This is a genomic window from Pseudomonas abieticivorans (assembly GCF_023509015.1).
GTDB lineage: Bacteria > Pseudomonadota > Gammaproteobacteria > Pseudomonadales > Pseudomonadaceae > Aquipseudomonas > Aquipseudomonas abieticivorans.
On record NZ_CP094975.1, the window covers coordinates 1,768,374 to 1,791,544 of the forward strand.

Consider the following 23,171-nt stretch of genomic DNA (forward strand, 5'->3'; position numbering starts at 1 on the left):
TCGATCAAGAAGCTCAACGTTCCTGGAGGGAAAATATGAATAGCTGGTTTGGCAATATCAGCGTCACGAAAAAGCTCGGCCTGGGGTTTGGTTTGGTCCTGGTATTGACCACCGCTCTGGCGCTTGCAGGCTGGTCCAGCCTGAGCAGCCTCATCGACCGCAGCAACTGGATGAGCGACATCAATCAGCTCAATGCCCTGCTGACCAAAGTACGCATCAGCCGCCTGCAGTACATGATCGCCAACGGCGATGACAGCGTGGCGCAAACCGTACAGACCCAACTGGACGACTTCAGCGCTCAGCAAAAAAAGCTCGCCGCAACGTTCAAGAGCCCGGAAAACATCACGCTGCTCAAGCGCGATGGTGAGGTGATCACTGAGTATCAGCGCTCGCTGAACGCCATGCGTGCCGCCTACAACAGCGCCAATGCCGCCAAAGCCAACATGACCACCACGGCCATGAGCGCGTTCGACCTGATCGCCGAGATCAACAAGGACGTGCTGTCGGCCAGCGACCACCGCTTCGAAGAAGTGCAAGCTGCGGCCAAGGCCAAGGAACAACTGCAACTGGTGCGCTATGAAGTGCGTGGCTACACCGGCAACGTCAACGAGAAGACCGAGCAGGCAGCGTTCGCCCAACTGGAAACCGCGCTGGCCTCGATTGCCGATTTCGTCACCGCATTGCCTGCGCAACAAGGCCGCCTGAAGCAGTTTGAAACCGCGCTGGCCAGCTACCGCGACGCGGTTCGCCAGTTCCGCGACAGCAACATGCAGATCGCCCAGGCACGCAAAGAGATGACCGACCAAGGCGCCGAGTTCCTCAGCATCAGCGACCGCCTGACCCAGTTGCAATTGGACCGCCGCGACGCCGAAAGCGCCCAGGCACAGTTGGTTCAGGTAGTGGCTACGTTGCTTGCGCTGTTGATCGGCGTGCTGGCAGCCTGGCTGATCACCCGGCAGATCACCCGCCCCTTGCAGGAAACCATGGCCGTGGTGGAGCGCATCGCCGGCGGCGACCTGACCCACAACCAGAGCGTTACCCGCAAGGACGAACTGGGCGTGCTGCAACAAGGCATCCAGCGCATGGGCGTGACCTTGCGCGACCTGATCAGCGGCATCCGTGACGGTGTCACGCAGATCGCCAGCGCCGCCGAGGAACTGTCGGCCGTGACCGGGCAGACCAGCGCCGGGGTCAACAGCCAGAAGATCGAGACCGACCAGGTCGCCACCGCCATGCATGAAATGACCGCCACCGTGCAGGAAGTGGCGCGCAATGCCGAGCAGGCTTCCCACGCGGCCACCGATGCCGACGCCGAAGCCCGCGAAGGCGACAAGGTAGTGGGTGAGGCCATCGCCCAGATCGAACGCCTGGCCACCGAGGTCAACCGGTCCACCGACGCCATGAACCACTTGCAACAGGAAAGCGACAAGATCGGCAAGGTGATGGACGTGATCAAGGCCGTGGCCGAACAGACCAACCTGCTGGCGCTGAACGCGGCCATCGAAGCGGCCCGCGCCGGTGAAGCCGGCCGCGGTTTTGCCGTGGTGGCCGATGAGGTGCGCGGGCTGGCCCAGCGTACGCAGAAGTCCACCGAAGAGATCGAAGGCCTGGTCGCCGGCCTGCAAAGCGGCACCCAGCAAGTGGCCAACGTGATGCTCAACAGCCGCAGCCTGACCGACAGCAGCGTGCAACTGACGCGCAAGGCCGGTACGTCACTGGAGAACATCACCCGCACGGTGTCCAACATCCAGCTGATGAACCAGCAGATCGCTGCCGCCGCCGAGCAGCAAAGCGCCGTGGCCGAGGAAATCAGCCGCAGCATCGTCAACGTACGCGATGTGTCTGAACAGACCGCCGCGGCGAGCGATGAAACGGCCAAGTCCAGCGTCGAGCTGGCGCGGTTGGGCAATCAATTGCAGATGATGGTCAGCCACTTCCGCGTATAGCATCCCCCTGTAGGAACGGATTCATCCGCGAATAGATCTGCATTGTAGGAGCGGATTCATCCGCGAATAGATCTGCATTGTAGGAGCGGATTCATCCGCGAATAGATCTGCATTGTAGGAGCGGATTCATCCGCGAATAGATCTGCATTGTAGGAGCGGATTCATCCGCGAAAAGAATGCCGCGCAATCAGCTAGATCCTGGCGCGCTCTTCGCGGATGAATCCGCTCCTACAGGTGAGTGGTGCGGGGGAGGAATTGGCCGGCGCGCAGCCCGTTCGCCACCCCGTCCACATACCCGCGCACCCCGTTTACCCACACCCCGTCAATACCTTGCGCCGCCTGCCGTGGCTCGTTGAAATCCGCCACGTCACGCACCCGCAACGGGTCGAACAGCACCAGGTCGGCGACGTTACCCTCCAGCAATTCCCCGCGCCCTTGCAGGCCAAACCGCTGCGCCGACAACCCGGTCATCTTGTGCACCGCCGTGGGCAAATCGAACAGCCCAAGGTCCCGGCTGAAGTGCCCCAGCACTCGTGGGAATGCGCCCCACAGGCGTGGGTGCGGGAATGGGTCTTCGGGTAGGCCGTCGGAGCCGATCATCGACAGCGGGTGGGCGAGGATCTTGCGCACGTCCTGCTCGTCCATGCCGTAGTACACCGCGCCCGCCGGTTGCAAGCGACGGGCGGCGTCCAGCAGGGCCACGCCCCAGTCCGCGGCGATGTCTTTCAAGTCCCGGCCGCCCTGCTCCGGGCACGGCGTGGACCAGGTGATGGTGATGCGGTGCGCATCGGTCACCTGTTTCAAATCCAGGGTCGAGGAACTGGCCGCGTAGGGGTAGCAGTCGCACGCCACCGGTTGCTGCTGGCTGGCCTGCTCCAGTGCCGCCAGCAACTGCGGCGCACGCCCCCAGTTGCCGGCACCGGCGCATTTGAGGTGCGAGATAATCACCGGTGAACGGGCGTGGCGGCCGATGTGAAAGGCTTCGGCCATGGCCTCCAGTACCGGCTCGAATTCGCTGCGCAGGTGGGTGGTGTACACCGCGCCGAAGGCGTGCAGCTCTTGCGCCAATTGCTGCACTTCATCAGTGCTGGCGTTGTAGGCACTGGCGTAGGCAAGGCCTGTGGATAACCCCAAGGCACCGGCGGCCAGGCTGTCGCGCAACTGCTCGCGCATGCCCGCGATTTCAGCCGGCGTGGCGCTGCGTTGCAGGTTGCCCATGTGATTGTTGCGCAGCGCCGTGTGGCCGATCAGCGCTGCCACGTTGACGGCCGGGCGCGCTGCCTCGACCGCCGCGCGGTAGTCGCTGAAGCGCGGGTAAATGAAGTCGCAAGCCTTGCCCAGCAGGTTCATCGGGTCGGGCGGATCGCCGCGCAGGCTAACCGGCGAGGCGCTGATGCCACAATTGCCGACGATCACCGTGGTTACCCCTTGGCTGAGCTTGGGCAGCATTTGCGGTTGGCGGATCACCACCGTGTCGTCGTGGGTGTGCACGTCGATAAAGCCTGGGGCCAGCACTCGGCCAGCCGCGTCCACCTCCTCGCGTGCGCTGGCATCGGCCAGTTGCCCGATGCGCTCGATGCGGCCGTCGCGCAGTGCCACGTCGGCCTGGTAGGCCGGTTGGTTGCGGCCATCGATGACCAGCGCGTTGCGGATCAGGGTGTGGTACTGCATGTCATTCCACCGTTTTCAGGTGCCGCTCATCGTAGAAAAAGTCATTCTTGTCGGTGCCGGCGCGGTAGAAGTAGCCGTAGTCTTCCAGGTAGTACACCGTGTCGACCCGTTGGTACTTGTCGCCGTCGGTGCTGCAGCGCAGCTTCTTGGCGTTACCGCTCAGGGCAGCATTGACCAGCGCCGCCGGGGCCTGGCTGTCTACCGTGCAGCTGACTACCTGGCGGTTCTGGCCGTACGCGCCCACCACGCTATTGACCCGGTTAGCCTGGGTGGCGTAACCCACCTTTTCACCCACTGGCAGTTCGCGCCAATTGCCGGTGAAGGTCAGGTTGGTGAGGTTGGCGGTGTCGGTCATCGAGGCCTTGCCACGGAACGCTGTCTTTTGCGCCAGCGCCACCAGGCCACGGAAGCTGACTTCGCTGCCGTCATAATTTTCACCGCGCAGGCGGATGCCCAATTGCCCGGTGGCCTTGTCGGTTTCCAGGTAGCGCTCCTCGTTCAGGGCCACGTTGCTGTCTTTGGTCGAGGAAGTACCGGTTTCTACCAGGCGCTTGAGCGACTTGGCAGGCTTGGGCAGGTTCAGCCGCTTGATCGCCGTCAACGGCAGCGCCGCCACGCCCGGCAGCGGTGTGGCCACCGGGGCCTTGGTGCGAGGGCTGAAGGCCGGCAACTTGGCCAGGGCGTCAGGCTTGCCGCAAACAGTTTTGAACAGTACCTGGTAATCGGCATTACCAGCGGCGATGGGTTCGGCCTTGGGCGCAAAGAACACCGCACCGTCGGTCACGGTATTGCGCTCGTCGACGTCGTAGCCGGCCAACAAACTGTAGGTTTGTTTGCTGCAATCCACGGCAAAATGCTCGCGCTTTTGCGCGGTGGGTGCGTTGTAGGGTGGGTCCAGGGTGATCACCGGGTCGTCGTAGGCCGCCCAGAACCGCAGGGCGTTGCCCTGGGATTTAACGCTGTTGCGATCAATCATCACCCATGGCTGCGCGCCACTGCCTTTGACGATACGCCAGTCGGGCTTGGGTGTACTGCTGCAGGCCTTGTTGAATTCGGCGTTTTTCTTCAGGGTTTCCACCAGCCGCGGCGGTACTTCCCGCCCCGGCATGTACTGGCCATCGGGGCCGCCGAAATAAATGCGCTTGTCACCATTGATAAACACCAATTGCGCACCGGGCACGCTACAGGAAGCTTCGATCTGCGCCATGAAGCTGAACGGCGAGGCGTCGGTCTTGGGTTGCAGCACGGCGTAGCTCAGGCGGTCGCCCTCACGGAACACCGTGTCTGGCAGCGGCGACAGGCCCATGGTGTCGCCCAGCAACTGCTCGGCCAGGCTGGCGGCCTTGGTTTGCGCGGTTGGGGGTGGGGGAACGTCCGGCGCCTTGCTGTGCTGGGCGCAACCGGCGAGCGCGGAAAGGGCAAGTGCCAAAGCAATACGTTGCATAAAATTCCCGGAGGCGAAGGGCGCCCAGTCCATTAGGTTGAGGGCGCCCATGTTACAGGGTTACTTGACCACTTTGCCCTGGCCACGGCCGCGCGGGTCGGAGGCGGTTTCAAGCTTTGTGCCGTTGACGCGGATAGCCTGGATGTCGCCCATTTCCCAGCCTTGGTCTTCCAACGTGTAGCCCATGGCTTTGAGCTCGTCGGCCACCTTGCCGGTCAGCGGCGCAAAGCTGTCGTAGTAAATGGTGTCCTTGGGCAACAACTGGTGGTGCACCCGTTGCGCGGCCACGGCCTTTTGCAGCGGCAGCTTGTAATCGTAGACGTTGTTCAGCACCTGGAAGATCGAGGTGAATATCCGCGAACCACCCGGCGTGCCAAGCACCAGGGTGACCTGGCCATTGCGGGTGACGATGCTCGGGCTCATGGACGACAGCATGCGCTTGCCTGGCTCGATCGCGTTGGCGTCGCCGCCCACCACGCCAAAGGCGTTGGCCACGCCCGGCTTGGAGCTGAAGTCATCCATTTCGTCGTTGAGCAAGAAGCCTGCGCCCTTTACGACCACGCCGCTGCCATAGTCCCAGTTCAGCGTGTAGGTGTTGCTCACCGCGTTGCCGTGGGCGTCGACGATGGAGAAGTGCGTGGTTTGGTGCGGCTCAAGGCCCGGGCGCACCTTGGCGGTTTCGGAGATAGCGTTGGGGTTCACCTCGGCCGCGCGCTTGATCAGGTAGGCCGGGGCGATCAGTTTGTTCACCGGCACTTTATTGAAGTCCGGGTCACCCAGGTAGTCGGCACGGTCGGCAAACACGCGCTTTTCGATTTCCGCCAGCAAGTGGATGTACTTGGCCGAGTTCAACGGCACGCCCTTGAAGTCGTCCTTGCGGATTTCCTTGATGCCCAGCAGTTGTGCCAGGGCGATACCGCCCGAGCTTGGCAGGGGCGCGGTGTATACCACGTTGCCGCGCCAGTCGATGTGCAATGGCTGGCGCCAGTTCACCTTGTAATCGTGCAAGTCTTCCTTGGTCACCAGGCCCTTGTCGGCCTGCATCTGCGCCACCAGCAGGTCGGCGGTCTTGCCGTCATAGAAGTCTTTGGCGCCCTGATCGGCGATGCGCTCCAGGGTTTGCGCCAGCTCGGGCTGGCGGAAGGTTTCGCCGACTTTCATGTTGCCGAAATAGTCGTTGAAGTTGGTCTGGCCGTTAAACAGTTTCAGCGCGTCCTGACGATACTGGTACTGCTTGTCGGCCACCTTGAAACCGTTTTTCGCATAGCCCACGGCAGGCGTCAGCAGCTCGGCCCAGGGCAACTTGCCGAAGCGCTTGTGCGCCTCCCACAAGCCCATCACGGTACCCGGTACGCCGGCGGCCTTGGCGCCTACCAGGCTGAGGTTCTCGATGACCTCGCCCTTTTCGTTCAGGTACATGTTGCGGCTGGCGGCCTTGGGCGCGGTTTCGCGGTAGTCGAGGAAGTACGGCTTGCCGTCGACGAACAGGGTCATGAAGCCGCCACCACCCAGGTTGCCGGCTTCGGGGTAGGTGACCGCCAGGGTGAAGGCGGTGGCCACGGCGGCGTCCACCGCGTTACCGCCCTTCTTGAGAATTTGCGCCGCCACTTCGGCGCCGTACTGGTCGGGCGCGGCAACAGCGCCGCCCTCCAGGGTAATGGCCCAAGCCGAAGAGCTGGCGATGATGGCCGCACTGATGGCCAAGGTTTTGAATGCAATACAACGCATGGGGTGTCCTTACTTTTATTATCGTCGAACCCCATTTAGACCCATGACGCCTCACTTTTCAAACCCGCAAATGAAAACGGCTACCTTTCGGCGGCCGTTTTCCGACACTCAATTCGATAGCATTTCGTTCAAAATCCACTCGCTTACCGAGGTGCGTTTCGGCTCCCAGCCCAGCAGTTCGCGGGCATTTTTACCCCGTACGCGGCTGTTGGAACCCAGGCCGTAATTGGCCATTTCATAGCCCCATTGTTTTTCTGCTTCGGCCAGCGGCCAGTCCTGCGGTGGCGCCAACTTAAGCGCCTGGGCGATGGCGGTGCTCATGTCGACAAAGGCCGCTTCCGAGCTTTCGACGAAGTAGAAGGTGCCAGCCGGGTTCTTTTCCAGCGCCAGCAGGTACAGCGCAACCACGTCTTCGATGTGTACGTTGGACCAAATGTTCTGGCCCGGGCCGACATGGCGCACCACACCGCTTTGGCGGGCCTGCTTGAGCAGGCGCGGCAACTGCACGCTGTCGCGGTTCACGCCCAGGCTGTGGCCGTAGATCAGGGTGTTGCAGATCACGGCCGAACGCACGCCCTGGCTGGCCGCCGCCAGCACCAGGTTGTCGATGCCGACGCGCGCGGCCTTGTCGGCGGTGGGCTCGGGCAGGTGGCCTTCGTAGTAAATGACGTCGCTGCCTTTGCCGCCGCTGGCGTCGCCGACAATGCTCGACCCGCTGGTGTGCAGCAGCGGCTTGTTGGAGCCGCGCAAGCCTGCGATCAAGGCTTGGACGGCACCGAGGTGGTCGCTGCTGGCGGCGTTGATCACGGCATCGGCGTGCTGCGCCTGGGCAATCAGCAGTTCGCTGTCATCCAGGCTGCCAACTACCGGGATGATGCCCAGCGCGATCATTTCCAGGGCTTGCTCGGCGCTGCGCACCAGGCCTGTGACGCTGTGGCCAGCGCGGACCAAGGCGGTGGCGATGGAGCCGCCGATGAAACCAGCGGCGCCTGTGACGAATACGTTCATGATGGGGCTCCCATTAAGGCTTGCGAGGTAATGGGGCCAGTATCAAAGACTTATCCGTGACGAAAAAGCCGGTGTAGCCCAATACACTTTTGCCCAGGGATCACGAATCTTTGTAGGCGTAACAGGCGAGCTTTTCCTGCATGAAATCCATGAAGCACTGGATTCGCAGGGCCAGTTGCGAGTTGCGGTAGTACACCGCGTTGATCGGCTGGCGGTAGCCACTGTTGGCGTCGGCCAGCAGCACCTTGAGGGTGCCTTGGGTGATGTCCTGGTGGGTCATGAAGTCTGACAGGCAGACGATGCCCTCGCCGGCCAATGCCAGTTGGCGCAGGGTTTCGCCGCTGGAGGCGGACATCTTTGGCTGGATGTGCAGGCGGTCGCCCTCGGCATGGCGCAAGGGCCAGTGGTTGAGCGTTTCGGTCTGGGTAAAGCCCAGCAGGCTGTGCCCGGCCAGGTCTTGGACCGTGCGCGGGGTGCCGTAGTGCGCCAGGTAAGCGGGGCTGGCGAGGATGTTCAGCGGGCTGCTACCCAAGGCCCGGGCATGCAGGGTGGAGTCGGCCAGCACTCCGATGCGGATGGCGATGTCGGTGCTTTGCTCCAGCAGGTCGATAATCAGGTCGTTGGTGTTCAATTCCAGCAGGATGTCCGGGTAGCGCTGCCGGAACTCACTGACGTAGGGCACGATGGCGTGCAGCATGAACGGCGACGCGGCATTGACCCGCAGGCGCCCGGAAGGCGTCTGGTGGCGCAGCGCCAGGCGTTCTTCCAGCTCTTCCATTTGCTGCAGGATCTGCTTGGCCCGCTCGAAGAAGAACTTGCCCTCTTCGGTCAGGTCCATGCGCCGCGTGGTGCGGTTGATCAACGTGGTGTCGAGCTTGGCTTCCAGCCGCGACAGCGTGCGGCTGATGGCCGAAGGCGTTTGCCCGACCTGCTCGGCCGCAGCAGAAATGGAGCCGCACTCGATGACGCAGATAAAAACCTGGAGTTCGTCGGATCTGGCTTTCACCTTCAAGGGCCCCCTCAGCCCGGCCTTCTCCCTGAGGGAGAGGGCGCTATCTTGCGGCGTGCGCAAAGCCTAAGTATACCCCCGATCCCCTCACCCTCAGGGAGAAGGAAGGTGACTCAGCCGAAGACCTTGGCCAAATGCTGCTCATAACGTGCCACGTCGCCTTCGATGTTCGGCACCTTCATCACATCCACCGCCAGGAAGGTCGGCAGCGCGGTCATGGCCAGGAACTCATTGGCCTTGTGGAACGGGAAGTACACCGCATCCACGCCTTTGCCTTCGAAGAAGTCGGAGGGGTCTTCAAAGGCTTGCTGCGGGGCGTTCCAGGTCGCCGAAATCATGTACTGCTTGCCGTGCAACAAACCGCCGCTGCCGTATTTCTGCGAGGCGTCGGAGCGGGTGCGGCCGTCGTTGGCGTACAGGCTGCCGTGACCTTGGGTGAAGACTTCATCGATGTACTTTTTAACGGTCCACGGCGCGCCCATCCACCAGCCAGGCATCTGGTAGATGATCACGTCGGCCCACACGTACTTCTGCACTTCCTCGGCAATGTCGTAGCCGCCATCGATGAAGGTGGTTTTCACATCGAAGCCGTTGTGGTCCAGCCAGGCGACCGCGGCATCGTGCAGGGTGGCGTTGTAGCGGCCGTCGGAGTGGGCGAATTGTTTACCGCCGTTGAGCAACAGAACCTTTTTCATGCTGAGCCTCATCTTGGCCACGCTCTTGAAGAGGGGCCGCTGAATGGATAAATCTGATGGGCGCAGTCTAGGGATCCCTCGCGGGCGAATTAAGCCCCGCCTGGGCAAAATACATTTGCCTTAAAATCACGAATAAGCAGAAATTATTGCCGTAGGCTTTGCTCAATCATTTTCTCGGAGACCGCTATGAGCGAGCAACACGGCTTCATCCTCAAGGCCAAGACCAAGGCGCATATGGCCGACGCCTTCCACGACCTGTTTGGCGGCTATGTCGCCGCCAGCCGCTCGGAACCCGGCTGCATCGAGTACCACATGCTGCGCGACCTGCAAGACCCGACGCTGTTTGTGTTCTACGAAATCTGGGCCAGCCAGGCCGACCTGGACGTGCATTCGGCCCTCCCGCACATGGCCGCGTTTTTTGAACGACGCATGGATTACCTGGAGCGCGATTTCGAGATCCAGCGCGTGGAGATGCTCAGCCCATCGTCAGCAACACCGCGCCCAGCAGCGCCATCCCGGTAAAAAATACCCGCTTGAACACCAAGGCGCTGATGCGCTGGCGCAACCACTGCCCCAGCGCCATGCCCGCGAGCGCCGGCAGCAGGGTCAACAATGAAGCGCCCATTGCCCCGCCCCCCAACTCGCCATGCCAGAACAACCCGCAGGCCAGCGCCAGGGTCGACACGGTGAACGACAACCCTAGTGCCTGAACCAACTCGTCGCGGCTCAAACCCAACGCCTGCAAGTACGGCACGGCGGGGATCACGAACACACCCGTCGCCGCGGTGACTACCCCCGTGATGACTCCACAGGCCGGCCCCGCCCAGCGCTCACGGTGGGCCGGGATCTTGAACGCTGGCAGAAACAGCCCCACCAACGCATAGGTCAACAGCGCCCCGCCCAGTGCCCGCACCACCCAGGGGCCGCCATCGATGCCGACCCACAGGCTGCCCACCAGCGTGCCGCCAAAGATCATCAGCACCATGGGCCACAGCCGTGTGACCAGCCCACGCAAATGCCCGCCAGCGGCCAACTGCCAGAAGTTGGTGACCGTGGCCGGCACAATCAGCAACGCGGCTGCCTGCGCGGGCGCCATAGCCAGCCCTAATAACCCCATGGACACGGTCGGCAACCCCAGGCCGATCACGCCCTTGACCGTGCCGGCCAGCAGAAAAGTGGAAAGCACCAGCACCGTCAGTGCCAGGCCTATGTCTTGGTAAAACCCGAGAATGTTTGTCATGGGCCCATGGTGCCCGGCCCGGCCAGCGCTGAAAATCTGCCATATACTGAGCCAGCCTCTTGCCCAGAAAGAGGCTGGCCTGTGGATAACTTCTATGCACTTTGACCTGATCGACCTTCGGCTGTTTCTCAACACCTTGGACAGCGGCAACATCACCGCTGGCGCCGAGCGCAGCCATCTGTCTTTGGCGGCTGCCAGCGCGCGCATTCGTGCGCTGGAGGCCTCCCTTGGCACCCCGCTGCTGGAGCGTGGCCGGCGCGGCATCACGCCCACTGCGGCAGGCAAGGCCCTGGGCCAACACAGCCGCGTGCTGATGCAGCAGGTGGAACACCTGCAATTCGACTTGGCGCAATACACCTTGGGCGTCCAAGGCCAAGTACGCTTGCTGTGCAATACCTCGGCCCTGACCGAGTACTTGCCGGAACTGGTGGGCGAGTTTTTGCAGCGCTACCCCGGCATCGACCTGGACATCCAGGAGCAGCACAGCCTGCGCATCGTCCACTCGCTGCGCCAAGGTGCGGCGGAACTGGGCATTGTCTCCAACGTGGTCGACACCGAAGGCTTGCAAACCCGGCCGTTTCGCGACGACCCGTTGATGCTGGTGATGCCGCTCGCTCATCCGCTGGCACAGGCCAGCGCGCCCACCTTTATCGATAGCCTGGCGCACGGCCACGTGGCCCTGAATGCCAACAGCGCGCTGGCCATCCACATTGAGCACCACGCCTTGAACACTGGCCGGCGCTTGCCCGTGCGGGTACGTGCCGAAGGGTTTGACGGGGTGATCCGCATGGTTGCCCAAGGCGCGGGGTTGGGTATCGTCACGCTGGCGGCGGTGAAGCGCTGGCAAGCGTTGCTGCAGTTCAGGGCCGTTGCCTTGAAGGAGCCCTGGGCCGACCGCCAATTGCTGTTGTGCGCGCAGGATTTCGAGCAGTTGCCGGGGCATGCCAGGGCGCTGGTGGACAGCCTTCACTTTGTACCCTCGGCCTGAGCGGTTACGCTTACCCCACTTGTAGACCGCCATCGGGGCAACTCCTGTGATAAAACCGCTCATGCTGCTGCGCCGTCGTTTCACCTCCGTACGCTGGCGCACCCGTGTCACGCTGTGGACAGCGGCCACTTTGGCCGGCTTGCTGGTGGTGATGTTCGCCCGTTTGGCGGACCTGGCTCTGGCCCAGTTCGCTTTACAGAGCAGCCAGCGCCCTTGGCTGCCCTTTGTCTACACGCCCTTGATCGGGATGCTGGTGGTGTGGCTCACCCAGCGCTTTTTCATGGGCAGCCAGGGCAGTGGTATTCCGCAGGTTATCGCCGCCACCCGCCTGGCGGCTCACGGCAAGCCGGTGAATAAACTGGTGTCGCTGCGCATCGCCTTTGGCAAGATCGGCCTGGGCACGCTGGCGCTCACCGGGGGCTTTTCGGCTGGTCGAGAAGGGCCCTCGGTGCAGGTGGCCGCCTCGATCATGCATTTCTTCCATCGCTTTTTGCCCAACAGCCGAGTGATCCGCCCCGCCGACCTGATCCTGGCAGGCGGCGCCGCGGGTATCGCCGCAGCGTTCAATACCCCGCTGGCAGGCATCGCCTTTGCCGTCGAGGAGCTGGGCCGCAAGCTGGAAACCCGTACCAGCGGCGTGCTGCTGAGCACCATCATCCTGTCAGGCATGGTCGCCATCGCCCTGCAAGGCAACTACAACTATTTCGGCCACTTCGACGTGCAGGCCGTGTCGTTGAAAATCATTGTTCCGGTACTGGCGGTTGGCATTGGCTGCGGCCTGCTGGGCGGGCTGTTCAGCCGCATGTTGCTCTGGCCCCAGCGCCACCATCGCTTTGTGGTGTGGGAATGGCGTCGCAGCCACCCGGTGTGGTTTGCCGGCATTTGCGGCCTGATCGTGGCGATACTGGGCTGGCTGAGTGGCGGCATGTCTTTTGGCAGCGGCTATGGCATCACCTCGCAAATCATCAGCAGCGACGTCGGCATCCCCTGGCATGCGCCGGTGACGCGTTTCCTGGCCACCGTGGTGACCTATTTTTCCGGTATCCCTGGCGGTATCTTCGCGCCTTCGCTGGCCGTGGGCGCGGCCTTGGGTGCCAACGTGGCAGACCTGTTCGGCTTGGCAACGCAGCCTATGATCGCCCTGTGCATGGTCGGTTTCCTGGCGGCCGTCACCCAGTCCCCCATCACTTCGGCGATTATCGTGATGGAAATGATCGACAGCCACGGGCTGGTGATCAGCCTGATGGCCGTGGCCTTGATCGCCAAAGCCGTCAGCTCGCGGCTGGGGCCCGAGCTTTACCAACAATTGGCCCATGGCTTTCGATCAGTGCCCGAGCCTGACCATGGCGCTGCCGGGCAACCTGACGTCGACCTCAAGCATCAGCCCACGCCGCCTAACCGTTAGGGTGCTGGCTCCTTATTCAGCCCGGAGCCATCGCCCATGTCCCAACCCCTCGTAGTGCTGCGCGACACCCACCCCCTGCCCGTGCTGGATGCCTGCAAATGGGAAAAGCTGGAGGGCGACCCGCACACCGTCAACCTGAACGCCTACACCAGCGAAGACGGCAGCAAGATCATGGGCACCTGGATCTGCACGCCCGGCAAATGGCGCGTCGACTACGTGAAATGGGAGTACTGCCACTTCCAGGAAGGCTACTGCATCATCACCCCGGACGGCATGGCGCCAGTGCACCTGCGCGCAGGCGATATCTTTATCGTGGAGCCGGGGATGAAGGGCACGTGGGAGGTGGTGGAAACGGTGCGTAAATACTTTGTGTTTGCCTGATGGATTGCGAGGCAGGTTCGCGCAGGTGAATTGCGCCGATCGGTAGGAGCGGCGCCCCGGTTTATCCAGAAAAAGATCACTCCGGCTTGCGATAGCCCTTGATGATCGCCGAAAAGTCCTGCCCCCCTTCCCCACGCAGACTCATCGCCTGATACAACTGCTGGGCCACCGCGCCCAGCACCACCGGCTGCTTGGCCTGGCGCGCAGCTTCAGTGGCCAGGCCCAAGTCCTTGAGCATCAGGTCGGCGCCAAAGCCACCGGTATAGCCGCGTGCCGCCGGGGCCGTCTCGATCACGCCGGGCCAGGGGTTGTAGGTGTCCGAGCTCCAGCAACGGCCGGTGGAGCTGTTGATGATGCCGGCCAGCACCTTGGTGTCGATGCCCAGCGCGTCACCCAACGCCATGGCTTCGGATACGCCGATCATGGAAATGCCCAGCAGCAAGTTGTTGCAGATCTTGGCGATTTGCCCGGTGCCCACTTCGCCGCAGTGGACGATGTTGCGGCCCATCTGCGCCAATACCGGGTGCAGGGTTTTGAACAACGCCGCAGTGGCGCCGACCATGAAGGTCAGGGTGCCGGCCGCCGCGCCGCCGGTACCGCCCGACACCGGTGCATCACCCAGGTCGACACCCTGGGCGGCCGCAGCGGTGGAGACATCGCGGGCGGTTTGCGGGTCGATGGTGCTGCAGTCCAGCGCCGGGGTACCGGGGCGGATGCCGGCCAGCACGCCGTCTTCGCCCAGGTAAACGCTGCGCACATGGGCGGCGGCCGGCAGCATGGTGATCACCAGGTCACTGGCCGCCGCAGCCTCGCGGGGCGAAGTACTGATGTGCCCGCCCAGTTCGGCCAGCTCCTTGAGCACGCTCTGGTTCAAGTCGAACAGTTGCAGGGTGTGGCCGGCCTTGATCAGGTTACGGGCCATGGGGGCGCCCATGTTGCCCAGGCCAATGAATGCGATACGCATGACGTACTCCTAGCGCAGGTTGATCGTGGTGTTCACGCCATCGTTGACGCTGTCGTCATCGAACCAACGCGCGGTCACCGTCTTAGTTTGAGTGTAGAACTGCACCACCTGCTTGCCATACGGGCCCAGGTCGCCGAGCTTGGAGCCACGCGAGCCGGTGAAGCTGAAAAACGGCACCGGCACCGGGATCGGGATGTTGATGCCTACCTGGCCGACATCGATCTCGCTCTGGAACTTGCGTGCCGCCGCACCGCTCTGGGTGAACAGGCCCGTACCGTTGCCGAACGGGTTGCGGTTGACCAGGGCGATGGCCTCGTCAAACGTATCTACCTCGACCACCACCAGCACCGGCCCGAAGATTTCCTGGGTGTAGATCTGCATGTCGGTCTTAACCCCTGTGAACAGGGTGGGGCCGATGAAGTTGCCCTCCTCAAAGCCCGGCACTTTCACGTCTCGGCCATCGAGTTCCAGGGTGGCGCCCTCTTTCACGCCGCTGTCGATCAGGCCCAGCACGCGTTGCTTGGCCTGGCGCGAAATAAGTGGGCCTACATCGGTGCCCGGCTCGCTGCCGGCGTTCACCTTGAGCTGTTGGGCCAGGGCCTTGAGCTCCGGTATCCATTGCTTGGTGGCTCCCACCATCACTGCCACGGAAGTTGCCATGCAGCGTTGCCCCGCCGCGCCGAATGCCGCGCCCACCAAGGCATTGAGAGTTTGCGTGCGGTTGGCGTCGGGCAGCACCACGGCGTGGTTTTTTGCGCCCATCATCGACTGCACGCGCTTGCCGTGCTGACCGGCCAGGTTATACACATGGGTGCCCACGGCCGTGGAGCCGACAAAGGAAATGGCCTTGATGTCCGGGTGGGTGCAAATGGCGTCCACCACGTCCTTGCCACCGTGCACCACGTTGAGCACGCCAGGCGGTACGCCGGCTTCCAGGGCCAGCTCAACCAATTGCATCGTCGACAACGGGTCTTGCTCCGACGGCTTGAGCACGAAGGTATTGCCGCAGACGATGGCCATGGGGAACATCCACAGCGGAATCATCGCTGGGAAGTTGAACGGGGTAATGCCCGCGCACACGCCGATCGGTTGGCGCAGGGTGTAGGTGTCGACCCCGCCAGCCACGTTCTCGACAAACTCGCCCATCTGCAGGCTGCCGATGGAACAGGCATGCTCCACCACTTCCAGGCCGCGGAAAATATCGCCCTCGGCGTCGGCAATGGTCTTGCCCTGTTCGGCACTGAGTGTGTGGGCTATGCGTTTGGAGTGCTCGCGAATCAACGCCTGCAGCTTGAGCATGATGCGCATGCGCGCGCCCACGGCGGTGTTGCGCCAGGTGAGAAAAGCTTTTTGCGCAGCCGCGACCGCGGCATCCACTTCTGCCTGGGTGGCAAAGGGAACCCGCGCCAGCACCTGCTGCGTGGCCGGGTTGACGATGTCGCGCCACTCGGTGGCCTGCGACTCGACCCATTGGCCGTCGATCAGCAGTTTGACGTTAACCGGCTCAGCTTTTACAGAAACGTTCATCAAGACCTCCGCGTGTTTGTTTTTATGCATGGCGTGATGGTTCTGTCATGGAGTATAGATGTGCAAATCTCCAATAAAAACGCACATAAAAGCCGGTCCAACATGCAAAAAAACATCACCTCGCTAAGCGCGCTGAACTGGGATGACCTGAAGTTTTTTCTCGAAGTGGCGCGCACCCGCAAGGCCAGCACGGCCGCCAAACGCCTGGGCGTGGACTACACCACTGTGTCACGGCGCATCACCTCGTTGGAAAACGGCCTGGGCACCCTGCTCTTTGAAAAGTCCCGCAACACAGGCTTCGTCCTCACCGCCGAGGGCCAGCGCCTACTGGGCTACGCAGAGTCGATCGAAAGCACCCTGCACATGGCCTGCGAGCAGGTATCCGGCACAGGCGTGGCGCTGTCCGGGCACGTACGCATGGGCTGCACCGAAGGCTTCGGCAGTTTTTTCATCACCCCGCAGCTCAGCCACTTCGTCAACACCTACCCGGCAATCACCGTGGACATCTTGCCGCTGCCGCACTTCATCAGCTTGTCCAAGCGCGAAGCCGATATCGTCATCGCCCTGGAGCGCCCGGAACACGGCCCATACGTGTGCTGCAAACTCTGCGATTACCGCCTGCAGCTGTACGCCACCCAGGGCTATCTGGACCGCCACGCCCCCATCAACGGCACCGCCGACCTGATGCAGCATCAGTTCATCAGCTACGTCGACGACCTGGCCTTCAGCTCCGAGCTTCTATACCTGGCCAACCTGCTGCCCAACGCCAGCGCCAACCTGCGCAGCACCAGCGTGATCGCGCAGTTCGTGGCCGCGCGGCAAGGGTTGGGGATGGCGATACTGCCGTGTTTCCTGGCAGCCCAGGCACCAGACCTGAAGCCCGTGCTGGCGCAGGAGGTGAACGTGACGCGGCAGTTCTGGATGTACTGCCGGGAGGATTTGCGCAAGTTGAAGCGGATTAACTTGTTGTGGGATTACATTCGGGCGGTGACCGAGCTAAACCGCCCGTTATTACTGGGCGAAACGCGAGACCTTCGGTTTACAGACTGAGTGACTACAAGGCGAAAGGAAGTCCTATCGTAGTGAGATGAGGCCTGCCACTGCAACGACTTGTGACAGTGGTTATGACAGGACTTGTGACACCTCGCAGCAACCAGAAAGGTTGCCTGAAAGCCCTCATCCAGAGGCCTGCGCGGGCGCGATGAGGACCCCATGCGGGCGCACGATAAGGCTCAGGCGCGAGGGTGGCACGGGGGAGCTTTGGGCTGTAAAGACATTGAGGTGGTCATTCAGATTTTTCTGTCAGATTCTCAACGGTCTTCCAGGAGTCGTTCAGATCTGAACCATACTCAGTTTTTGAGTCTGAGATTCTAATCATGGGTTGGGACGACGTATTCAAATTGGTTACCGCCGCGATTGCATCAGTAGGTTCTGCTGGGATTCTTATATTGGTCCTGTCGTCGTGGTTGGGGAAGCTATGGGCGAATCGGATATTGGAGCCCGTAAAGCACCGGTTCGCTACGGAGCTTGAGGCGACCAAACGAAATCTCGACGTTATCAAAGAGACCACGCTCCGGTCCCTGCACGACAAAATCCTCTCTTACCGGGCAGTCATCGAAATCATTGCGCGAATCCTTGCGACGTTTGACGCTTACGAGAGCGGCAGATTGCCGGCGATCAATGCTGCAGCTCGCTATGATGAGTTTAATGAACACCGGATCAGGGTCTACGGTTATCTCACCACGCTTGCGCCTCAATCTGTGATGGACGCTCAAGATAGCCTTATGGACTACTTACTAAAAATCTGTAATGGACGCGACACCTACGAGTGGGCCAGAGTCCGAGTGGTGGCACTGGCGGCGCTCAACGCCATTCGTGCAGATATTGGAATTGAAACAGACCCAATCACTTACAACGGCGATCTATAAACTTTCCGAATCATCAGCTGGAAAATCATCCGTCACAGCCGCCAAGTGCGACACAGACGACATCCTCAAAACCTTCGACCAAAGGACCGCCTTGCGCAACTCCAAGAGTGACAAGGAGTAAGCCAAGGAATCGATAGGTGACACGATGGGTAGCCAGAGTGCGGAATACAGCAACACAGGTCTCCCACCGTGTAGTCATCGCGTAGCCCTCCGTGTGTGTGAGGTGGTTATTGGTCAATTGATATTCATCACCAGAGAGGAAGCCAGTGAGAGGTCTTAGAGTGCAAGGGCTGTTTGAATAACCTAAAGTCCCCTCTGGTTATAGTGAGAAGTTTTGACTTCACCATTGAGTGCTCGGATGGATACCGAGAGAGATACCTTTAAGTTCCCCTCTGCTTATAGTGGGTGTTTTTAAATGAGTGCTGGAAGTGACCAGACGCCCTTGCCCAGTCACACCTATACCTGCGCAGATACTGGGCGTAGTAGCAACCGTGAATCTCTCCCGTTTTTCGACTATGAGTTCGCTCAATGAGATTTTTTCGGCACCCACTGTTCAAGATTAAGACTTTTCCTACAGACCTGCCCTTCCGTTTCCAGTAGCCTCCCACGCGCCCGCTCAAAGGCTGGTGATTGTCTATGGACGAAAGACGCAAGGACGATGCTCAATGATTTCTTCTGCTCGACTGGGCGACAAACACGTCTGCCCTTTACCCGGACACGGGACTACCCCAATTGCTTCAGCCAGCGGTGACGTTAATATCAACTTCATGGGCTCCGCCCGCGTTGGTGATACCTGTGGGTGTGGTGCGGTAATCACTACAGGCTTTCCTTCTATACAAGTGAACGGCCGTCCTATGGCCCACTTAGGGAGTCCCACAAGCCACGGTGGGACAATCATCACGGGATCAGGTGATGTCGGTGGTGGCTTTGTCATGGGTGATGCCGGTGGCGCAACGATCATCAACTTCATGGCCCTTGGTGCTTTCCGGCCCGATGGCTCTGTGGATGATGAGAAGATGGCGACCTTGTTGACCGACCCGAATCTCAAGGAGAAGGCCTTAGCGGCGAACGCTTTGGTAGACCCTAAGGCATCCGGTAAGGAACCTGAGGGGGAAGCTGAAGAGAAAGCGGAACCTACCGTCTGCAAAGACCCTGACATGATGGAAGAACTGGCGGCATATATAGCCGACGAGATGAACAACAACATCCACCACCCATCTGTCCTGAAGATGAAGGAATTGCTCAGCTACGACGTTGCCGAAGAGACCCGCAAGCAAATGGCTCTGCCGTGGTATGCCCAGATTGGCGCCACCAGCCCACAAGCTATTGGTGCTGCAAATGGCGCTGCTGCTATGGCGATCTGGACTGAGCGCGTGGGGCAGTATCGGGATTGGGACCACAAGCCGAAAATCCATAAGAAGTTCGGTGGGTACTACCACAAGCAAGGCGAGTACGAATACTTCTATGATATCTGGTCCAACATCCACTATGGCTATGTTGGGCGCGCAGGTGGTCTTTCAGAGAGCGTACTGGCCGACGGTGCGGGGTTGGAGCAGATAGTTTCAGACTCTGTCGGGGCGCTCACTGACATAACAAAACCACAGGAAAGAAGAAAACACCGAGGGCCTCAACGTGCTGAAAACGTCGAGGGACTCCGCGCATGGGACGACGATCCTGACCGGATATCTGTCGGTATTGGTATTAAACTTTTTAACCAACATCCTAATGGTGGCATCACAGCAAAAATGGTGATGGATGAGGTTCTTTCGGTTGCACCACAAGAATGGGGAGCAGGTGTCATTGATCATCAATGCGAGAAAAATTAAGGCCCGTTATGTCGTTCTCTTCGTATTAATAGCCCTGTTGACGGCTTGGTATGCTGCCACCCCTGGCGTAATTATTCATTACTCCAAAGAAGGTAAGGATGAACTTCGCTTGGTCTGGGATACGCAGCACGACATCCATAGAGAGAAAATGCTGCCGGGAGAAGCCACATCTGATGTTGGTCACATGTTCCCCGATGAAGACTTCTTTATGGTTTTCTTTTGGGGACCCATCAAGGGCAGTATGAGATGTATCGACATAACACCCAAGCGCTGGGCAACGATAGACATATATCTCACGGAATCGGGAAGAGTAGACATTAACAAGACGGCCCCCGACGTTATCGAACGTTTGAATAAGTGTGCGGGTGAACCTGACCCTTTCCGACCCTAAGGTGCCCGACCAGAAGCACGAGAATGGAGAGCAGGTGTCATTGATCATAAATGCGAGAAAAATTAAGGCCCGTCTTGTAGTTCTATTCGCATTAATAGCTCTGTTGACGGCTTGGTACGTGGCGCCCCCCGTCGCGCGTGCCCACTACTCCAAAGAGCGCACAGATGAGCTTCGACTGATTTGGAACACGCAGCACAATATCCATAAGGAAAGAATGCTTCCGGGGCAAGCCACATTTGATACTGGGCATATTTTCCCCAATGAGAAATTCTTTATGATGTTCGATTGGTGGACCGATAAGGGGCTTCGGAGGTGCATCGACATCACGCCAAAATGGGGCAGCGCGTTAGACATCTACCTCAATGAAACAGGTCGCATCGATACCGCTAAAACCTCTCCTAACGTTATTGCCCGCTTGAAGGCGTGTGAGGGTGTAACAGGATAAAGCTTTGGAGTGGACGTCATGGCGTTAGGGCCCCGTAATCATTGGGTGAAGCCCTTACGTCCTGTAGTTCTGGATGTACTGCCGGGAGGATTTGCGCAAGTTGAAGCGGATTAACTTGTTGTGGGATTACATTCGGGCGGTGACGGAGCGCAACCAGACATTGCTGATGGGCGATTGTGCCACCATGACCTACGCGAATTACTCCGACGCCACCACGATCGACACCCGGCGGTTTTCCGTGCGCCCTGCCGCTGTGTCATTGACGGCGACTGGCTGGCGGCTGCCCATGCCGCGCAGTTCGATGTTCTCTGGGCGCATGCCGACGGCGATCAGTACTTTGCCGACGCTGCCTGCGCGGCGCAGCGAGAGTTGTTCGTTGTAGGCCGGCTTGCCCGAGGCATCGGTGTGGCCGTCCACGCGCACGCGCTGGATGTTGACGGACAGCAACGCCTTGCCGATGCGTTCGACGATGGCCTGGCTTTGCGCATTGAGCGTTTCCAAATCGCTACCGAACAACACCTTGCCCGACAGGTCGTAGGCCCATCCTTCATCGGTCAAGGCGAAGCCTTGCTGCCTGAGCATGGCCAACTGCTGGGCATTCAAGCCCTTGGCGGGCGTGCTCTGGCAGCCGCCCAGCAACAATAGGGCGAGCATCAGGCAGGCGGATAAATACACTCGGGCGGATGCAAACACAGTTCTACTCCTACTTTTTGATAGTGGCGACAAAGCGCTCGGGCGTGGCCAGTTCCCACCGGCCACGCCCCAGCCGCTTGGCCTGGTACATCGCCTGATCGGCGGCGGCCAGCAGGGCCTCCGGTTGCTGGCCGTGCTCGGGGTGCACCGCGATGCCCACGCTGAGCGAGGTGGTGACACTATCGCCATCGGGCAGCTCGACCGGCGTGAGCATGCTGGCAATGATGCTGTCGGCGATACGCTGGGCGTCCTCGATGTGCTGCAGCGGTGACAGCAACACGGCAAACTCGTCACCGCCCAACCGCGCGACCAGATCGTGCTCGCGCAGTTGGCTACGGATACGCGTTGCCACGGCGATCAACACCTCGTCACCGGCGGCGTGGCCGTGTTCATCATTGATGGCCTTGAAGCGGTCACTGTCGATAAACAGGACTGCCAGCAGATCGCCGTGCTTGTCGACGCTGCGCAGGTTGCGGCTGAGCCGGGCTTCGAAGAAAGCCCGGTTAGGCAAACCGGTCAGGCTGTCATGGCTGGCCTGATGGGCCAGGGCCTGGTTTTCGTTTTGCCAGTGGCTTTGCCAGGTTTCCAGTTCGTCGAGCAAGGCGTTGAAGTCGTTGCCCAAGTCGTTCAGATCGGCGATTTCGACCGGTGGTACGCGCCGATCAAAACTGCGCTCGCGACGTGCCAGGTGCGCCACCTTGGCCAAGTTGCGCAGCGGGCCGATGATGCCGCGCAACAAGCGCCGCGAAAGGTACAGCGCACTGATGCCACTTAAGGCGGTGCACAACAGGATCCCGGCGATCCCGCTCAGCAGGAAGCGCAACAGGCTACCGCCATTACCGCTGAGCTGGATGCGGCCTACCTCGCGATCCTGGTGCACGATGGGTTGCGTGATGGGCTGGTCCAACAACACATCGGCCAGGCGCAGCTCCAAAGCGTCGAGCATGCCGTTTTCCGGGCGTTGCCAACCGGCGAGCTCCTCGCCGTCGGCATTGAACACCCGGGCGTCGGCCACCTCTTCGCTGGACGCAATCAGCGCCAGCGCTTCATTGGCAGCGCTGCGGTCGTTGAACACCACGGCCGCCTCGACCGTGTAATTAATGGAGCGGGCGATCAGGTGCAAGTTGTGCTCGGCATACACCCGCAGTGCCAGCACCCCCAACAGGGTCAACGAAAACCCGGCCAGGCCGACGGCGAACAACGCCACGCCCACGTGCCCACGGCGCAACACGCTACGCAGCGAACGACGAGGCTTGCCACGCCAGGTCATGGCTGCGCGCTCCGGCGCTTGGACAACTGCAGCACACTGGGGTGGATGCGTACGCCACTGCGTGCGACCGAGTCCAGGTTGACCTGAAAGGACACCTGCTCATCGGCCACATTCAAACAGAACAGGCTGCCAACGCTGCACTGCGCGTCGTTTTCGCTAATGCTCAGGATCGGTTTGCCAGTGATGCTGGCAAACAGCCGGCTGCGCTCGGCCGGCTCAAGTTCGCCGATGTACACGCCATCGCACTCACTGACGATGCGCAGGTCGTCGACCAGCAAACGGCGGACCTTGACCGCACGGCCACTGGCCTGGGTGGTGCCCTTGAGCAGGTCGTCGGTGTATTGGGTCGGCCCGATCACGCACAGGCGCAGTTGCTGGGGTTCGACGGGCCAGCGGGCATAACTGAGAATGCCCAGCACCACCTGGGTGACGGCCTCGGCGCGTTGTTCCGCACCGGCTGCGGGCGTATCCGCCGAAGCGGTGAAGCACCCGCCCAGTAGCCACAGGCACAGGGAGATCGCGAGGGTGTGGCTGTTCTTCCTGAACCCTGTCATTGAGACAGTGACCTCCCTGTGGACACGCTGAGAACGTTAAAAGTGATGCCTCAACGAT

Annotated in this window: 23 protein-coding genes and 2 pseudogenes; 12 read left to right on the forward strand and 13 right to left on the reverse strand. The window is 60.9% G+C overall.

All coding sequences use genetic code 11. The features are described 5' to 3' along the window. Window positions 1–170: 170 nt before the first annotated feature. Both L9B60_RS30650 and L9B60_RS30655 read left to right on the forward strand, forming a co-directional pair. Window positions 171–1,040, forward strand: a pseudogene (locus tag L9B60_RS30650) (methyl-accepting chemotaxis protein); the annotation flags it as partial. 201 nt (window positions 1,041–1,241) lie between these two features. Further along, window positions 1,242–1,946, forward strand: a complete 705-nt coding sequence (locus L9B60_RS30655; RefSeq protein WP_438866131.1) for a methyl-accepting chemotaxis protein — start codon at window positions 1,242–1,244, stop codon at window positions 1,944–1,946. A 228-nt stretch (window positions 1,947–2,174) separates the two neighbouring features. Here the strand turns inward: L9B60_RS30655 and L9B60_RS08025 are convergent, their stop codons facing one another. From L9B60_RS08025 to mdaB, 6 genes are all read right to left on the reverse strand, one after another. Further along, a complete protein-coding gene (locus L9B60_RS08025) occupies window positions 2,175–3,617 on the reverse strand; it encodes an N-acyl-D-amino-acid deacylase family protein (protein ID WP_249677893.1) in 1,443 nt (480 codons plus the stop codon). A gap of 1 nt (window position 3,618) precedes the next feature. After that, the gene (locus tag L9B60_RS08030; RefSeq protein ID WP_249677894.1) at window positions 3,619–5,061 is read right to left on the reverse strand and encodes a hypothetical protein; all 1,443 of its coding nucleotides are present in this window, start codon (window positions 5,059–5,061) and stop codon (window positions 3,619–3,621) included. A gap of 60 nt (window positions 5,062–5,121) precedes the next feature. After that, on the reverse strand, window positions 5,122–6,789 hold the full coding sequence (ggt, locus tag L9B60_RS08035) for a gamma-glutamyltransferase (protein WP_249677896.1): 1,668 nt from the start codon (window positions 6,787–6,789) through the stop codon (window positions 5,122–5,124). A 108-nt stretch (window positions 6,790–6,897) separates the two neighbouring features. Then, window positions 6,898–7,797 carry an NAD-dependent epimerase/dehydratase family protein gene (locus L9B60_RS08040; RefSeq protein ID WP_249677898.1) on the reverse strand — a complete coding sequence of 300 codons (900 nt, stop codon included), beginning with the start codon at window positions 7,795–7,797 and terminating at the stop codon, window positions 6,898–6,900. Window positions 7,798–7,897: 100 nt separating this feature from the next. Next, complete coding sequence (locus tag L9B60_RS08045; protein ID WP_249677899.1) at window positions 7,898–8,803, reverse strand: LysR family transcriptional regulator; 906 nt, start codon at window positions 8,801–8,803, stop codon at window positions 7,898–7,900. A 116-nt stretch (window positions 8,804–8,919) separates the two neighbouring features. Then, complete coding sequence (gene mdaB / locus L9B60_RS08050; RefSeq protein WP_249677900.1) at window positions 8,920–9,501, reverse strand: NADPH:quinone oxidoreductase MdaB; 582 nt, start codon at window positions 9,499–9,501, stop codon at window positions 8,920–8,922. Window positions 9,502–9,687: 186 nt separating this feature from the next. Between mdaB and L9B60_RS08055 the strand changes: the two genes are divergently transcribed. Further along, a complete protein-coding gene (locus L9B60_RS08055; protein ID WP_249677902.1) occupies window positions 9,688–10,023 on the forward strand; it encodes a putative quinol monooxygenase in 336 nt (111 codons plus the stop codon). Here the strand turns inward: L9B60_RS08055 and L9B60_RS08060 are convergent. Beyond that, window positions 9,977–10,741, reverse strand: a complete 765-nt coding sequence (locus L9B60_RS08060) for a sulfite exporter TauE/SafE family protein (RefSeq protein ID WP_249677904.1) — start codon at window positions 10,739–10,741, stop codon at window positions 9,977–9,979. The genes L9B60_RS08055 and L9B60_RS08060 overlap by 47 nt on opposite strands. Before the next feature lie 94 nt (window positions 10,742–10,835). Here L9B60_RS08060 and L9B60_RS08065 point away from each other — a divergent pair, with 94 nt between their 5' ends. Genes L9B60_RS08065 through L9B60_RS08075 form a run of 3 tightly spaced genes read left to right on the forward strand, consistent with a single transcriptional unit; the run spans window position 10,836 to window position 13,515 of the window. Beyond that, window positions 10,836–11,729 carry a LysR family transcriptional regulator gene (locus tag L9B60_RS08065; RefSeq protein WP_249677905.1) on the forward strand — a complete coding sequence of 298 codons (894 nt, stop codon included), beginning with the start codon at window positions 10,836–10,838 and terminating at the stop codon, window positions 11,727–11,729. A gap of 46 nt (window positions 11,730–11,775) precedes the next feature. Next, entirely contained in the window at window positions 11,776–13,134 is a 1,359-nt protein-coding gene (locus L9B60_RS08070; RefSeq protein WP_249677907.1) for a chloride channel protein, read from the forward strand. Window positions 13,135–13,170: 36 nt separating this feature from the next. Next, complete coding sequence (locus L9B60_RS08075; protein ID WP_249677909.1) at window positions 13,171–13,515, forward strand: cupin domain-containing protein; 345 nt, start codon at window positions 13,171–13,173, stop codon at window positions 13,513–13,515. 76 nt (window positions 13,516–13,591) lie between these two features. Here L9B60_RS08075 and mmsB read toward each other — a convergent pair whose 3' ends face one another. Both mmsB and L9B60_RS08085 read right to left on the reverse strand, forming a co-directional pair. Continuing rightward, complete coding sequence (gene mmsB, locus L9B60_RS08080) at window positions 13,592–14,479, reverse strand: 3-hydroxyisobutyrate dehydrogenase (protein ID WP_249677910.1); 888 nt, start codon at window positions 14,477–14,479, stop codon at window positions 13,592–13,594. Between the two features lie 9 nt (window positions 14,480–14,488). Next, window positions 14,489–16,006 carry a CoA-acylating methylmalonate-semialdehyde dehydrogenase gene (locus L9B60_RS08085; RefSeq protein WP_249677913.1) on the reverse strand — a complete coding sequence of 506 codons (1,518 nt, stop codon included), beginning with the start codon at window positions 16,004–16,006 and terminating at the stop codon, window positions 14,489–14,491. 102 nt (window positions 16,007–16,108) lie between these two features. Here L9B60_RS08085 and L9B60_RS08090 point away from each other — a divergent pair, with 102 nt between their 5' ends. Both L9B60_RS08090 and L9B60_RS08095 read left to right on the forward strand, forming a co-directional pair. Continuing rightward, the gene (locus L9B60_RS08090; protein WP_249677915.1) at window positions 16,109–17,056 is read left to right on the forward strand and encodes a LysR family transcriptional regulator; all 948 of its coding nucleotides are present in this window, start codon (window positions 16,109–16,111) and stop codon (window positions 17,054–17,056) included. Between the two features lie 326 nt (window positions 17,057–17,382). Beyond that, the gene (locus L9B60_RS08095) at window positions 17,383–17,934 is read left to right on the forward strand and encodes a hypothetical protein (protein WP_249677917.1); all 552 of its coding nucleotides are present in this window, start codon (window positions 17,383–17,385) and stop codon (window positions 17,932–17,934) included. Between the two features lie 25 nt (window positions 17,935–17,959). Here the strand turns inward: L9B60_RS08095 and L9B60_RS30560 are convergent, their stop codons facing one another. Further along, a complete protein-coding gene (locus tag L9B60_RS30560) occupies window positions 17,960–18,133 on the reverse strand; it encodes a gp19.5 family protein (RefSeq protein WP_369077125.1) in 174 nt (57 codons plus the stop codon). A gap of 466 nt (window positions 18,134–18,599) precedes the next feature. On the opposite strand from L9B60_RS30560, the gene L9B60_RS08100 reads away from it, so the two are divergent. From L9B60_RS08100 to L9B60_RS08115, 4 genes and pseudogenes are all read left to right on the forward strand, one after another. Next, complete coding sequence (locus tag L9B60_RS08100; RefSeq protein ID WP_249677920.1) at window positions 18,600–19,760, forward strand: polymorphic toxin type 44 domain-containing protein; 1,161 nt, start codon at window positions 18,600–18,602, stop codon at window positions 19,758–19,760. Beyond that, window positions 19,741–20,151, forward strand: a complete 411-nt coding sequence (locus tag L9B60_RS08105; protein WP_249679686.1) for a hypothetical protein — start codon at window positions 19,741–19,743, stop codon at window positions 20,149–20,151. Before L9B60_RS08100 ends, L9B60_RS08105 begins: the two co-directional genes overlap by 20 nt. Window positions 20,152–20,212: 61 nt before the next feature. Then, window positions 20,213–20,596, forward strand: a complete 384-nt coding sequence (locus tag L9B60_RS08110) for a hypothetical protein (RefSeq protein WP_438866132.1) — start codon at window positions 20,213–20,215, stop codon at window positions 20,594–20,596. Between the two features lie 67 nt (window positions 20,597–20,663). Then, a pseudogene (locus L9B60_RS08115) lies at window positions 20,664–20,795 on the forward strand (LysR family transcriptional regulator); the annotation flags it as partial. On the opposite strand, the gene yfiB reads toward L9B60_RS08115, so the two are convergent. The 3 genes from yfiB to yfiR are packed head-to-tail and all read right to left on the reverse strand — an operon-like array spanning window position 20,795 to window position 23,113. Further along, window positions 20,795–21,289 (reverse strand): outer membrane lipoprotein YfiB, encoded by a 495-nt coding sequence (gene yfiB, locus L9B60_RS08120; RefSeq protein ID WP_498371219.1) that lies wholly within the window; start codon window positions 21,287–21,289, stop codon window positions 20,795–20,797. The pseudogene L9B60_RS08115 and the gene yfiB overlap by 1 nt on opposite strands. 10 nt (window positions 21,290–21,299) lie before the next feature. Beyond that, a complete protein-coding gene (gene dgcN / locus L9B60_RS08125) occupies window positions 21,300–22,559 on the reverse strand; it encodes a diguanylate cyclase DgcN/YfiN (RefSeq protein ID WP_249677923.1) in 1,260 nt (419 codons plus the stop codon). Next, window positions 22,556–23,113 carry a regulatory sequestration protein YfiR gene (gene yfiR / locus L9B60_RS08130; protein WP_249677927.1) on the reverse strand — a complete coding sequence of 186 codons (558 nt, stop codon included), beginning with the start codon at window positions 23,111–23,113 and terminating at the stop codon, window positions 22,556–22,558. Before yfiR ends, dgcN begins: the two co-directional genes overlap by 4 nt. Window positions 23,114–23,171 lie beyond the last annotated feature (58 nt).

Coding starts and splice junctions, on each gene's coding strand:
- L9B60_RS30655 (WP_438866131.1), top strand. CDS start 1,242: ATGACCGCCACCGTGCAGGAAGTGGCGCGCAATGCCGAGCAGGCTTCC.
- L9B60_RS08025 (WP_249677893.1), bottom strand. CDS start 3,617: ATGCAGTACCACACCCTGATCCGCAACGCGCTGGTCATCGATGGCCGC.
- L9B60_RS08030 (WP_249677894.1), bottom strand. CDS start 5,061: ATGCAACGTATTGCTTTGGCACTTGCCCTTTCCGCGCTCGCCGGTTGC.
- ggt (WP_249677896.1), bottom strand. CDS start 6,789: ATGCGTTGTATTGCATTCAAAACCTTGGCCATCAGTGCGGCCATCATC.
- L9B60_RS08040 (WP_249677898.1), bottom strand. CDS start 7,797: ATGAACGTATTCGTCACAGGCGCCGCTGGTTTCATCGGCGGCTCCATC.
- mdaB (WP_249677900.1), bottom strand. CDS start 9,501: ATGAAAAAGGTTCTGTTGCTCAACGGCGGTAAACAATTCGCCCACTCC.
- L9B60_RS08055 (WP_249677902.1), top strand. CDS start 9,688: ATGAGCGAGCAACACGGCTTCATCCTCAAGGCCAAGACCAAGGCGCAT.
- L9B60_RS08060 (WP_249677904.1), bottom strand. CDS start 10,741: ATGACAAACATTCTCGGGTTTTACCAAGACATAGGCCTGGCACTGACG.
- L9B60_RS08065 (WP_249677905.1), top strand. CDS start 10,836: ATGCACTTTGACCTGATCGACCTTCGGCTGTTTCTCAACACCTTGGAC.
- L9B60_RS08075 (WP_249677909.1), top strand. CDS start 13,171: ATGTCCCAACCCCTCGTAGTGCTGCGCGACACCCACCCCCTGCCCGTG.
- mmsB (WP_249677910.1), bottom strand. CDS start 14,479: ATGCGTATCGCATTCATTGGCCTGGGCAACATGGGCGCCCCCATGGCC.
- L9B60_RS08085 (WP_249677913.1), bottom strand. CDS start 16,006: ATGAACGTTTCTGTAAAAGCTGAGCCGGTTAACGTCAAACTGCTGATC.
- L9B60_RS08090 (WP_249677915.1), top strand. CDS start 16,109: ATGCAAAAAAACATCACCTCGCTAAGCGCGCTGAACTGGGATGACCTG.
- L9B60_RS08095 (WP_249677917.1), top strand. CDS start 17,383: ATGGGTTGGGACGACGTATTCAAATTGGTTACCGCCGCGATTGCATCA.
- L9B60_RS30560 (WP_369077125.1), bottom strand. CDS start 18,133: ATGACTACACGGTGGGAGACCTGTGTTGCTGTATTCCGCACTCTGGCT.
- L9B60_RS08100 (WP_249677920.1), top strand. CDS start 18,600: ATGATTTCTTCTGCTCGACTGGGCGACAAACACGTCTGCCCTTTACCC.
- dgcN (WP_249677923.1), bottom strand. CDS start 22,559: ATGACCTGGCGTGGCAAGCCTCGTCGTTCGCTGCGTAGCGTGTTGCGC.
- yfiR (WP_249677927.1), bottom strand. CDS start 23,113: ATGACAGGGTTCAGGAAGAACAGCCACACCCTCGCGATCTCCCTGTGC.